This window comes from Polyangium sorediatum (genome assembly GCF_029946465.1).
Lineage (GTDB): Bacteria > Myxococcota_A > Polyangia > Polyangiales > Polyangiaceae > Polyangium > Polyangium fumosum.
In genome coordinates this window covers 39,678-52,621 of record NZ_JARZHI010000034.1, presented here as the reverse complement: position 1 = coordinate 52,621, position 12,944 = coordinate 39,678, and the positions used below count along the sequence as shown (strand labels likewise).

Annotated in this window: 4 protein-coding genes and 1 pseudogene; 2 read left to right on the top strand and 3 right to left on the bottom strand. The window is 68.5% G+C overall.

Going from position 1 to position 12,944, the window contains the following annotated elements; genetic code table 11:
- Window positions 1-30 precede the first annotated feature (30 nt).
- The gene (locus tag QHF89_RS30260; RefSeq protein WP_136970911.1) at window positions 31-3,810 is read left to right on the top strand and encodes an FAD-dependent oxidoreductase; all 3,780 of its coding nucleotides are present in this window, start codon (window positions 31-33) and stop codon (window positions 3,808-3,810) included.
- Window positions 3,811-3,918: 108 nt separating this feature from the next.
- Window positions 3,919-4,245: pseudogene (locus QHF89_RS30255) on the top strand (methylmalonyl Co-A mutase-associated GTPase MeaB); the annotation flags it as partial.
- 23 nt (window positions 4,246-4,268) lie between these two features.
- Here QHF89_RS30255 and nth read toward each other — a convergent pair.
- The 3 genes from nth to QHF89_RS30240 form a co-directional block, all read right to left on the bottom strand.
- Window positions 4,269-5,123 carry an endonuclease III gene (gene nth, locus QHF89_RS30250; RefSeq protein ID WP_284721112.1) on the bottom strand — a complete coding sequence of 285 codons (855 nt, stop codon included), beginning with the start codon at window positions 5,121-5,123 and terminating at the stop codon, window positions 4,269-4,271.
- 171 nt (window positions 5,124-5,294) lie between these two features.
- Window positions 5,295-7,103, bottom strand: a complete 1,809-nt coding sequence (locus QHF89_RS30245) for a Fic family protein (RefSeq protein WP_284721111.1) — start codon at window positions 7,101-7,103, stop codon at window positions 5,295-5,297.
- Window positions 7,104-7,428: 325 nt separating this feature from the next.
- Window positions 7,429-12,765, bottom strand: coding sequence for a protein kinase domain-containing protein (locus QHF89_RS30240; RefSeq protein ID WP_136970844.1), 5,337 nt, complete (start codon window positions 12,763-12,765; stop codon window positions 7,429-7,431).
- Window positions 12,766-12,944: the final 179 nt, after the last annotated feature.

The following is a 12,944-nucleotide window of genomic DNA, read 5'->3' as shown; positions in this document are numbered from 1 at the left end:
AAGACAGCAGTCACGACAGGGACGCGGGTGATGCAAGACGGTCTGCAAGTCGACTTCTCCTCCTGGGTGAACGCCACCTCCGAGCCTTCCGAGCTCGTCCTCGGCGAGCCAGGGTTCGTGTACGCCGATCTCTTCGACGCCGGTCGTCTGGCCGAGCTCACGGGGAGGTTTTACGCGTACTTCGAGGCCGCGGATCCCACGGGGTACGAGCGGTTCTCGAAGTACCGCGCGTGCCAGGGGAGCGGCATGAGCGCCGAGGAGATCTCGGAGTCCTTGCTCGTCGGCGCGCCGCACCTGTCTCGCTTCGTCGCGCGCCTCTTCGGCGTGGAGCATGAAGTCGAGACCCTCGCCGCGGGCGCCGAGGAGCGCTCGCCGCTCTGGGCGTTCAAAAAGGATTTCGCGAAGAAGCGCCTCTTCAAGCCGAGCGCAGGCAAGGCCTGGAAAGGCACGGCCGTCGAGGCCGCGCACACGGCGCGGCGCGCGCTCACGGCGGTCGGCGCGGAGTCGAGCCGGCTCGAGTGTGGCTCCGAGGTGGAGGAGCTCGCGGTCGCGTCGGCGACGCTCGTGCTCGTCGCGATCGACGAGGTCGCGCGCAAGGCCGCGAAGGCGGGCGGCGCCTCGTGGACGCCCGAGCTGCACGAGCAGGCGGCGAAGGTGCGGGCCGCGATCGCGACGGATCCGATGCTGGCGCAGGTTGCCGCGGGCGCCGTGGCCGTCGCGGGGGATGCGCCCACGGACGCGGAGGACGGCGCGGTCGTCGCGTTCGCGCTCGACGCTGTGGAGGCGTGGCTCGCGGCGCGGCGCGCCGATCATCACGATCCGGCGCGCCGGTGGGGCTCGCTCAAGGCCCCGGCGACGCTCGATCACAACCAGCTCGTCCAGCTCCGCCGCGCCGACGACAAAATGCCCGAGCTCTTCGTCGGCCCCGAGCATGAGCGGCGCCACCGCGACGGCTTCGTGCTCACCGATCGGCGCGGCAGCGCGCGCGAGGTCGAGAGCGAGGTCGACTACTGCCTCTACTGCCACGACCGCGACAAGGACTCGTGCTCGAAGGGGCTGCGCGACAACAAGACCGGCGCGATCAAGCCGAACCCGCTCGGCGTGACGCTGAACGGCTGCCCGCTGCACGAGAAGATCAGCGAGATGCACGTGATGCGCCGGAGCGGCGATTCCATCGCGTCGCTCGCGCTCGTCTGCATCGACAACCCGATGCTCCCCGGCACCGGTCACCGCATCTGCAACGACTGCATGAAGGCGTGCGTCTTCCAGAAGCAGGAGCCGGTCAACATCCCGCAGATCGAGACGAGCGTGCTCACGGACGTGCTCGGTTTGCCCTGGGGCTTCGAGATCTACGGCCTGCTCTCGCGCTGGAACCCGCTCAACGTGAAGCGGCCGCACCCGCGCCCGTACATTGGCAAGAACGTGCTCGTCGTGGGCCTCGGGCCCGCGGGCTACACGCTCTCGCACCACCTCGCGCTCGAAGGGTTTGCCGTCGCCGCCGTCGATGGTCTCAAGATCGAGCCGCTCCCCGTCGAGCTGACGGGCGATGCGACGCGCGCGCCGCGGCCGGTGCGTGACTACAAGAAGCTTTATACCGAGCTCGACGAGCGCATCCTGCTCGGGTTCGGCGGCGTGAGCGAGTACGGCATCACGGTTCGTTGGGACAAGAACTTCCTGACGGTCCTCTACATCACGCTCGCGCGTCACCAGAACTTCCGCGCCTACGGCGGCGTGCGCTTCGGCGGGACGCTCGATCTCGACGACGCGTGGAAGCTCGGCTTCGACCACGTCGCGATCGCCGCGGGCGCCGGCCGCCCGACGATCATCCCGCTCAAGAACAACGTCGCGCGCGGCATCCGCAAGGCGAGCGACTTCCTCATGGCCCTGCAGCTCACGGGCGCCTACAAGCGCTCGTCGCTCGCGAACCTGCAGGTGCGGCTGCCCGCGATCGTGATCGGCGGTGGCCTCACGGCGATCGACACTGCGACCGAGCTCATCGCCTACTACATGATCCAGGCGGAGAAGACGGACACGCGCGTGGCGAAGATCATCGCCGAGCGCGGCGAGGCCGCCGCGATGGCGTCCTTCGACGAGGAGGAGCGCGAGTTCATCCTGGAGCAACGCGCGCACGCCGCGCAGATCCGCGAGGAGCGCGAGAAGGCGCAACGCGAGGGCCGCACGCCGAACCTGCAGAAGCTGCTCGACGCGTGGGGCGGCGTCTCGCTCGTCTACCGCAAGCGCGTGATCGACTCGCCGGCGTATCGCCTGAACCACGAAGAGGTCGCGAAGTCGCTCGAAGAGGGCGTTCGCTACATCGAGAACATGGCGCCGGTCGAGGCGGTGCTCGACGAACGCGGGCACGTGCGCGCCATGACCTTCGAGCGCCAGAAGGTCGACGAGGCCGGCAAGTGGACCGCGAGCGGCGAGATCGTGGAGCTCCCGGCGCGCAGCGTGTGCGTCGCGGCGGGCACGAGCCCGAACGTGATGTACGAGAAGGAAAAACCCGGCACGTTCGCCTTCGACAAGAGGAAGCAGTACTTCCAGCCGCACAAGGCGTTCGTCGACGAGGCGGGCAAGCTCCAGGTCGAGGCCGTCGCGGATGCGCGTGAAGGGTTCTTCACGAGCTACAGCGACGGCGCGCATGCGGTGAGCTTCTACGGCGACAACCACCCGTACTACGCCGGCAGCGTGGTCAAGGCGATGGCGAGCGCGAAGGACGCGTACCCGCACGTGGTCTCGCTCTTCGCGAAGGACATCGAGCGCCTCGGCGAGGAGCCGCAGGCCGCGCGGGACGAGCGGCGGCGCGCGCTCTACACGAGGCTCGACGACGACTTCAAGGCCGTCGTGGTGAAGGTCGAGCGCCTGACGCCGACGATCATCGACGTGGTCGTGCGCGCGCCCGCCGCGGCGCGGAAGTTCGAGCCCGGCCAGTTCTACCGGCTGCAGAACTACGAGGTGTTCTCCAAGGTCGTCGACGACACGCGCCTCGCGATGGAGGGCATCGCGCTCACGGGCGCGTGGGTCGACAAGGAGAAGGGCCTGCTCTCGCTCATCGCGCTGGAGATGGGCACGTCGACGCGCCTGCTCGCCGCGCTCCGCGTGGGCGAGGAGGTCGTGGTCATGGGCCCGACCGGCACGCCGACCGAGATCCCCACGGGCGAGACTGTGCTGCTCGCGGGCGGCGGCCTCGGCAATGCGGTGCTCTTCTCGATCGCGAAGGCGCTCAAGGCGAGCGGCGCGAACGTCGTGTACTTCGCGGGCTACAAGATGGGCCAGGATCTCTTCAAGCAGGAGGAGATCGAGGCCGCGACGGATCAGGTCGTGTGGTGCACGGACGCCGGCGCGGAGATCGCCCCGCGCAGGGCCGAGGATCGTCACTTCCGCGGCAACATCGTGCAGGCGATGAAGGCCTACGCGGAGGGCGCGCTCGGCGGCGAGATGTTCAAGCTCTCGCAGGTGAACCGCATCATCGCGATCGGATCCGATCGCATGATGAACGCGGTGCGCGAGGCGCGGCACGGCGTGCTCGCGCCGCACCTGAACCCGAAGCACGTGGGCATCGTGAGCATCAACTCGCCGATGCAGTGCATGATGAAAGAGGTCTGCGCGCAGTGCCTACAGCGCTGGGTGGATCCGGAGACGGGCAAGGAGCAGTTCGTCTTCACCTGCTACAACCAGGACCAACCCATCGATCGCGTGGACTTCAAGAACCTGACGGCGCGCCTCCGCGCGAACAGCGCGCAGGAGAAGCTCACGAATATGTGGCTGGATCGGATCCTCGCGAAAAAGCCAGATCATAGGCGTATCTAGGGGCGCGCGCGCCGTGCACCCGCTCGCCGAGAAGGCGCTCGCCCGGGACATGCGTGGCACGGCCCGGGCCTGCCGTCTGGCGGACGATCGCAGCGGGGACTACCCAGCGATCCCGAAGTGTTCATCCGATCGCTCGCGACGCGCGGCGCGCTCGGCGGTTTGTCACGCTCGGCGGCGGACGTGATCCGCGTGCTCGACGCGTGGGGCGCGGACGTGATCCTCGTGGAGACGGTCGGGGTCGGTCAGGACGAGCTCGAGATCACGCGCACGGCGGACACGACGCTCGTGGTGATGGCGCCGGGGCTCGGCGACGACGTGCAGGCGATCAAGGCGGGCCTGCTCGAATGCGCAGACGTGTTCGCGGTGAACCAGGCGGATCGCGAGGGCGCGGACGCGGCGGTGCGGGACCTCGAGCTCATGACCGCGCTCGGCGGGCACGCTCGACATCCAGAAGCAGGTTAAGCCCGCCCGCTCCCCTTCCCTTTCGCGGCAGCTTTTTTCGGCGCGATCCGCGTCGCGCTGCCCTTCTTCGCGGCGACCTTCGCGGCCTTCTTCGTCGCCGCGGCCTTCTTCGTGGCGCCCTTCGTCGTCGCAGCCTTCTTCTTCGGCGCTGCCTCGATGACCACGGCCGGCCGCTTCCTCGGCGGCTTGCGCCCCACGTTCTCCGCAGCGAATGCGCTCGGGCACGCGTCGTTCACCCCGCACGCGGCGCACGCGGGCTTTCTCGCGAAGCAGACCCGCCGCCCGTGGAAGATCAAAACGAGCGACACCATGTTCCAGTCTTCGGACGGGAACAGCGCGCAGAGCGCCTTCTCGATCGTCTCGGGCTTCTGCTCCGTGGTCCAGCCAAGCCGCTGGGACAAGCGCTGCACGTGCGTGTCCACCACGACGCCCTCGGGCCGGCCAAACGCGACGCCGAGCACCACGTTCGCCGTCTTTCGCCCGACGCCGGGCAGCTCCACGAGCGCGGCGAGCGTCCGTGGCACTTCGCCGCCGTGCTTCTCCACGAGCTTTTTCGCGAGCCCGACGATGTTTTTCCCTTTCTGGTTGAACATCCCGAGCCGCTCGCGCAGAAGCGCCGCGACCTCGGGGATCGGGGCTTTCGCGAGCGAGGGCGCGTCGGGCCAGCGGGCGAACAGCTTCGGCGTGATCTGATTGACGAGCACGTCCGTCGTCTGGGCGCTCAGCACCGTGGCGACGAGGAGCTGGAACGGGTTCACATGGTCGAGCTCGCAGTGCGCGTCCGGGTGGATCACGCGGAGGCGCCTGAAGGTCTCCTGGGCGAGCGCGCGCGGCTGGTTCGTCGCGGTCATGCTGAGTTCCGGGTAGAAATGGCCATCGCCCCGCGATCTCGCTCAGTATGAGCGTCATCGACGGGGCGATGGTTTTACCTTCTGGAACCCCTCGTGCAAACAGGGTTTGCAACTCCGGGCTCCGTCAGGCGATCCGGAGCCACAAGCGTGGGGCCCGGGTTTGTCTCGGGATCAGCTCACGAACGCACGCTTTCGCGTCTCGTACTCGTCGAGGAGCTTCTCCACGCTGGAGAGCGCGTTCTCGACCGCTTCCTGCACCATCTGGAGCACGGTCGTGGCCGAGCCCTTGAGCGCCTCGTAGTAACGCTGGCGCTCGGTCGAGTGGATGATCGACGGCGGCAGGCCCGAGCGGATGAGCAGGAGGTTCATGAACAGCCGCGCGACCTTGCCGCTATCCGACTGGAAGGGATAGACGCGCAGGAGGTCGTAGTGGGCGCGGGCCGCGATGCGCAGGCCATTGCGGGTCTTGCGCGTCTCGGGATCGTTCAGCCAATCCACGATTTGCCGCACTTTGTAGGCGATCTTGTCCGGCGGCGCATACTCGTGGAAATACAGCCGGTGCTGCGGGATGTCCTTGCGATACTTGACGGTCTTGATGTCTCCCTCTTCCGGATGGAGGATGAGGTAGATCTTCTTGATCACGTCGATCGTAATGGGCAGCTTCTTCTTGCCGTAATCGCGGACGAACTCGATCGCCTCCTTGTGGCGGCGAATGTCGTCGTAGGTCGGCTGAAGGTTCGTGTCCGAGACCGGCGGGGCATACCCGGAGAGCGCCGTCCGTAGCTCCTCGAACGTGTACACGACGCCCTCGAGCGCGCTGTCGTGGAAGATCCACGACATGTCGAAGCGGTCCGTGTAGTTCTTCTGGAACTCCTCGCTTTGCGAGGTCAGGCGCTTGTCGATGACCTCCGAGCGCTCCTCGATGGTCGCGCGGCGCTGCGGGGGAAGGAGCGGCAGCGGGAGCGCCACGACCCGGGGCGCAGGCTCGCGCACCGCGATGAGGCGACCCTCGCGCGGCTTGTCGGCCTTGAGGAGCTTGCCCTCCTTGCCCTTCTTCTTTTCCTTGGCGCCCTTTTCCTTGGCGCCCTTCTCCTTGGCGCCCTTCTCCTTGGCGCCCTTCTCCTTGGCGACCGGCTCACGCTCTTCGGCCGGCCTCTCCTTGGCGGCCTTGCCCTTCTCCTTGAGCGGGAGGGCCTTGGCCTTCTCCTTCGGCGCCGGGGCCTGCTCGGCCTCCTTCTCCTTGCGGGCCGCCTTGTCCTTCTTCGCCGCTTTCCCCTTTCGGAGAGCTTCCTTGGCGGCGAGCCGCTCGGCCTTGGCGGCGAGCCGCTCGGCCTCCTCCGCCTCACGCGCGGCGCGGGCCTTGGCGGCGGCCTCGGACTTCTTGGCCTCCTTGGCCTCCCTCGCCTCGCGCGCCTCCCGGAGCTCGGCCTTCTTGCGGGCCTTCTCGACGGCGCGGGCCTTCGGGGCGGGCCGCGCCGGGCGCTTCGGGCGGGCCGGCTTGGCGACGCGCTTCGCCGGGCGAGCCTTCGCGGCCGGGCGCGCCGCGCGTTTGACCTTCGGGAGCGCCGCCTTCTTCTTGCGCGGGATCGCGCGGGCTTGGCGACGCTCGGCGGCGCGGGCGGGTTTGCGCGCGACCTTCTTCGACTTCTTCTTCGCGATCGCGCGCTTGACCCTCTTCTTCGCAGGGCTTTGCGCCTTCCGGACCGGCGCGCGTTTGGCGCGGACGACCGTTTTTTTCTTCGGCTTTGCCGTCGCCTTGGCCTTCTTGGCAGCCACGCGCTTTTTCACCACCGTTGCGCGTTTCGTCGCGCGCGCGGCGGCGGCCTTGCGGACGGCCTTCTTCGCGGCTGGCTTCGCTCGCTTCGTGGCCTGCGCGCGCGGCTTCTTTTTGAGCTTCGCCGCCGCCGTTTTTCGGGGCGGGGCCGCGCGCCGACTCGCCTTGGCTCGGGGAGCTGCCTTCTTCTTGGTGTTTTTGGCCAATTTACGGGTCTTTTTAGCCGCCATGGAGCGTGATTCCAGCGGTCGCTCGGAGAACCCCCCGCGGCGACACGGCACGATGAGTCTGTCGGGCCCCTCGGGCCCCTGCGACGGGGCGTGAGGGTAGCAACCAAGGATTTTGCCCGTCAACCGCTGTTCTTGCACGAACGCCGCGGCCGCGTCGCCTCAATTCGTACCCCCCGGCCCGACAACACGCGAAAAAGCCGCTCGGATCCTCCACGCGACGCTTGGGGCGCCGGGTCGCCTGGCGGCGCCCGTCACCCCAAACCCCGAGATCGGCCCGTTCGCGCGGGGTCGAACGACGCGCTCAGGCGTCGATGTTGATGCCAAGCTTACGACGAATGGCGAAATAGTCCTCGCTGACCGCGAACAGGACGAGCTCCTTGAGGCGCTCTTTTTGCGGCACGGCGCTCGCGGCGTCGTCGGCGGCCTTGATGATTTCCTGCGAAATCTCGAGGTCGTTCGCCACGATGAAGCCCGCGCGGTCGGCCGTGAGGTCGACGCCGGCGACCCACTTCTTCAGGTCGATCGCGCCGGCCTGGAGGAGCTTCGTGACGGCGCTCGCGAGCTCGTCGCGGCGGGCGCCCGTGATCACCGCCTCGATGACCGCGAGGTTCTCCTTCACCGGACCCTCGATGTCCTTGGAGATCGGGAAGTTCGGGGAAATGAGCTTGATCGCGGCGAAGAGCCACGCCCGGAGCCCCGTGCCCGTGGGGACGAGGTACCGGAGGTACATGCCGGGCCGGTAGTACGTGAGGTGGCGGCTCGCGATGAACGCGCCCATCTGCGGGGGGACCTCCGTGGCGAGCGCGGCAGCGCCGAGCACGATCGCGGGGTTGTGGGCGTGGAGGAACGAGAGCCCTCCAGGATCCATGGGATTCTGGAAGCAGAGGGGCAAGTCGAGGCCCAGCACGCCGGCCGAGAAGACGATCGTCTGCGAGAGCGGGTACGGGTGCCGCATGAGGTCGATGGCGTAGGCCATCTGGTAGCCGAGCGCCTCGAGCGGCTGGCCGTTCTTCATGATCACCGCCGGCTGGATGACGGCGAAGACGTTCGTGAGGAGCGGGTCGGCGTCGGGGTGCGTGAGGTTCGTGAACCAGTCCTCCTCGCCGAGCGGGACCTGCGCCGCGGCCGCCGTATCCGAGCGCATGCGCTTGAAGAAGCGCTCCTCGTCGGGCTCGGCGAAGCTCATCAGCGTGAGCGCCTGGCAGAGGCAGTACGCGGAGTCGGCGCGCTTCGACTCGGTGTAGAGCTTGCGCAGGAGCTTGTAGGGCTCGGGGCGGTAGGGGTTCCTGCGGAGCAGGATCGCCTGCGAGGTCACGGCCTTGTCGAGGTACTGCGCGGGGTCGCTCGCGTAGAGCTTGGCGAGCAGCTCCTCGCGCTCGTGGTTCTCGGGATCGAGCGACTGCGCGGCCTCGTAGGCGTCGATCGCGTCCGCGATGGCGCCGAGCTTGTCCTTGTAGAGCGCGCCGAGCTTCTCCATCGTGGAGAGCACCTTCGCCGTCTCGTTGCGCTCGGTCGCTCGCTCGAGATCGACGCGCACGAGGCGCTCGACGCCCTCCCAGTCGCTCTTTTGCTCGCGGACCTCGATCGCCTCGGCGAGCGCCTTGTCGAGCGAGGGATCGAGCTCGAGGACCTGGTCGTAGTACTCGATCGCCTTGTCCGCGTCGCCGAGCTGACGCCAGCTCACGATCGCGGCGGTGTGCATGTACTTCGCCTTTTGCCGCTTGTCGTCGATCTTGCCGGCGAGCTTGAGCACGACCTCGATGAGCTTCGACCAGTCCTTCTCCTCGCTGTAGAGCTGCATCAGCTTGGTCAGGATCTTCCGATCGTCCGGGCGCTCGTCGAGCGCGGCGACGTAGCTCTTCGCGGCGCGGGTGCGATCGCCGAGCTGCGCGGCCATGATGTCGCCGACGTCGAGGAGCAGCGCGACGCGCTCGTCGCCGCTGACGACGTCGATGCGGCGCATCTTGAGGCGGATGACCTCCTCCCAGTCCTTCTTCGCCTCGTAGAGGCGCACGAGCGCCGCGATCGGCTCGGGGGCCTCGGGCATGAGGTCGGCCGCGTCGAGCAGCGGCAGGACTGCCTCCTCGACCTCGCCGAGCGAGAGCCGCGCCTGGCCGAGGTAGAGCATCGCCTCGGCGCGATCGATCGGATCGAGCTTCTCGGCGAAGCGGTTCGTGAGATCGACGTAGAGCGCGGCGCTCTCCTTGTACTGCTTGGCGTCGTAGCGGACCTTCGCCGCGCGGCGGATCGCCTGCGGGACGTCGGGCGCGAGCGCGAGGAGCGTGGGCAGGACGGAGACGGCCTTCTCGGTCGATCCGATCTTGCTGAGCGCGTCGATGTAGTGGCTGAGCACGTCGAGCGCGAGGTCCTTCGGCATCGCGTCGGAGCGGTTCGCCAGCGACTCGAAGTGCTTGGACGCCTCGACGAAGCGAGACGCGGCGAAGGCGATCTCGCCCGAGACGTAGAGCGCCTTCATGCTGGTCGGATCGAGGTCGATCGCCTTCGTCGCGGCGGCCTGCGCGCGATCGGCGTCCTTGAGCTTCTCGTGCAGGAGGAAGGCCATCTCGCCGTAGAGGCGCGCCTTCGCGAGGTTGCCCTCGGCAGCGTCGATCTCGCGGCCGAGGAGCTCGACGGCGCTGGTCGCGTCGCCGCGCGCGAGGTAGGAGGCGCGGAGCGCGGTGGAAGCCGCGACGTTGCCAGGCTGGGCGTCGAGGGCCTTCTTGTAACGCTCGATCGCGCCGTCGCGATCGCCCTTGTCGTCGAGCAGCTTGGCGGCGCGGATCCAGAGATCGGCGCGCGTCTCGGGGGTCGTGGCCTTGACGGCGAGCGACTCGATCGCGGAGAGCGCGGCGAGCGCGTCGCCGCTCGCGGCGCGGACGTTCGCGAGTGATTCAAGCGCGCCGCCGTGCTGCGGGTCGATCTCGATGACCTTCTCGTACGTCTTGGAGGCGCGCTCGGGCGAGCCGACTTGCTCGACGAGGACGCGGCCCATCGCGAGGAGCAGGTCGATGCGGCGCTTGTCCTCGGTGACGATGCGCAGGAGGCGCTCGTAGAGCGAGACGACGTCCTCCCAGCGCTCGAGCGCGCGGTAGTGCCGCATGAGCGCGGTGAGCGTGCCCTCGTGCGCCGGATCGATCTGGAGGATCGCCTCGTACGCCTCGGCGGCCTTGCCGTGATCGAGGAACTGCTCGTCGTGGATGCCGGCGAGCCGCTCGTAGAGGTTGATCTTCTGGCGCGGCGTCGCGCTGATCGCGATCTGCTTCTCCAGGTTGCCGACGAGCTCCTTGTAGCGGCCCGTGCGGTTGTAGATGCGATCCAGGCCGCGCAGCGCGGTGAGGCCGTGCGGGTCGACGTCGAGCGCGGCCTCGTAGCGGCGCGTGGCCTCGTTGAGGTCGTTCAGTTGATCCTCGTAGAGCTCGGCGACCTTGCAGATCGCCTCGACGCGGGCCTCGCCGCGGAGCGCGTCGGCGCGGCGCTCGAGGATCTTCGCGTAGCCGGCCCAGTCCTCCTGGCGGTGGTAGATGCGGCCGAGCGCCTCAGCGGCTTTGTCGTTGCTCGGATCTTCCTGGAAGATGTGCTCGAAGAGGTCACGGGCGCGCGAGGCGTCGTTGAGACGCGTCTCCAGGACGTCGGCGGCCTCGGCGCGGATCTCGCGGGATCGCTCCGGCGTCGCGGCGCGATCGGCGCGGGTCTGGAGGATCTGGCAAAGCTCCTGCCACTGCTGCGCGCGGCGGTAGAGCTGCGCCATGCCGTCGAGCGCGCCGTCGTGCCCGGGCTCGGCCGAGAGCACGGCCTGGAAGCAAGGCAAGCCCATGTCGGGCCGCGCGATCTTCTCGGAGTACCAGCGCCCGAGCAGGTTGAAGAGCGCGATCTTGGACTCGGTCGACATCTCCGCGCTGGTCGTCGCAGTGCTGAGGATCTGGAGCGCCTCGGCCCAGACCTTCATGTCGCTGCCGGCCGAGCGCTCGAGATCCTTCGCGTAGTCCTGGTTCTCGGGGAGGATGGAGAGCGCTTGCGCGAAGGCGAAGACGCCCTGCTCGATGTCCTCGAGCTCGCGCACGTAGAGGCGGCCGATCTCGTTCAGCGCGCGCGCTCGCGCCGGCGGATCCTGCGCCTTCTCGCTGCGCTCGAGGAGCATCTCGACGACCTCCTCGTGCTTGCCGAGCTGCCGGCGCACGTCTTCGAGCGCGCCGAACGCGACGTCGTCGTCCGCGTCGAGCTCGACGATCTGCTCGAGCACGCCCTCGGCCTTCTCCAGATCCTTCGCGACGTTCTCGAAGGTGCGGGCGGCGCGGAAGAGGAGCTGCTTCTTCGTCTCCGCGGCCTTGATCTTCTCGCCCGCGCTCTCGCCTTCGTCGACCTCGGAGGCCGCGATGACGAAGGCCTCGGCGACCTTGTGCGGATCGGCGCCGTCACGCGAGGCGCTCTCCAGCGCGAGAGCGGAGTCGTGGTCCGTGGGATCGGCGAGGAGCAGATCGGCGAGGTCGTTGATCTCCTCGTCCGTGTAGGTCTTGCCCTTGGGCGCCTCTTCGGCGGTCTTGGCCTTGGGATCGACGAGGTCGAGCGCGCCGCTCACGCCCTTGGGGCGCGTGCCCGGGTTCTTGTCGAGCAGGCGCGCGATGATCTCGTCGAGCTCCTTGTTGACCCAGCCCTTCGGCGCGACCGTGGACGCAGCCGGCGCCTCGCGGACGAGGTGCGCGGCCGCGACGTCGGCGCCGGTCTCGCCGCCGAACGGAGGCTTGGCCGCGAGCAGCTCGAAAAGGAGGGCGCCGAACGCGTAGATGTCGCTCTGCGTGTCGATCGCGCCGCCGCGGATCTGCTCGGGCGAGAGGGCGCGCGCGAGCGCAGGGACGCCGAACGGCCCGCCCACGATGGCGTCGAGGCGATCGCAGCCGGCGTCGACGAGGTACGCGCGGACCTTGCCGCCTTCGCCGCGGCCGACGAGCACGTTCTCCAGCTTGATGTTGCCGTGCACGACGCGCGCCTCGTGCAGCGCGGCGAGGGCCGAGAGGACGGAGCGGACGATCTCGCGCGCCTCGTTGATGTGAAGCGCGCCCGTGCGCGTCACGCGCGCGGCGAGCGGCTGGGCATCGACGGGCGCGTACGCGACGTACGCGTGTCCCGAGGCGACGCCGGCTTCGAGCGACACGGGCAGGCCTTCGTGCTGCACCTTCGCGGCGAGCCGGACGGCCGTGAGGAAACGCTGGAGAGCACGCGGACCGGACGCGGCGTCCTTGCGAAAGACCTTGAGGATCCGCTCCTGGGGCTTCTCCTCGCCTTCGACCTTTCGTGTCGCGGCGTAGACGACGGCGCGCGGGCCTTCGCCGATCTTGCGCGTCACCGTGAACGCGCCGAACGCCTCGCCGGCCTTGATCTCGGCGTCGGCTCCGGTGCCCTTCTTCACGAGCTCGCGCAGCTTCGCGTCAGCCTCGGGTCTCGCAGCGAAGATCGCGTCGAGCAGCGCGCCTTCGGCGTCGTTCTCGAAGCAACGATCCGTGAGCGCGCGAGCGAAGGATGCCTTCGAGACGGCGCCTCCCACCTGGGCCGGATCGAGCCCGAGCAGCTCGCTCGACAGCGCGGTCATTTCATCGAGCGAGAAGAGGCGCTCGAGCTCACCTCGGACGATATCGATCGACATGAAATCTCCTCGGGATCCTTCGCGGGGGCGGCCTCGTCTGGTCAGCGTTCGGTCCAGAAGAACCGACCAGGGCGCCCGCGGCCGGGCGTATGCTAGCCAAAGGTCAGGGCGTTCGCGAAGAACAACCGACCCAAAAGCGCGCGACCTTTACGAAGTGCGCGAGCCCGGAAAGTTGACCA

Coding starts and splice junctions, on each gene's coding strand:
- QHF89_RS30260 (WP_136970911.1), top strand. CDS start 31: ATGCAAGACGGTCTGCAAGTCGACTTCTCCTCCTGGGTGAACGCCACC.
- QHF89_RS30240 (WP_136970844.1), bottom strand. CDS start 12,765: ATGTCGATCGATATCGTCCGAGGTGAGCTCGAGCGCCTCTTCTCGCTC.
- nth (WP_284721112.1), bottom strand. CDS start 5,123: ATGACCGCGACGAACCAGCCGCGCGCGCTCGCCCAGGAGACCTTCAGG.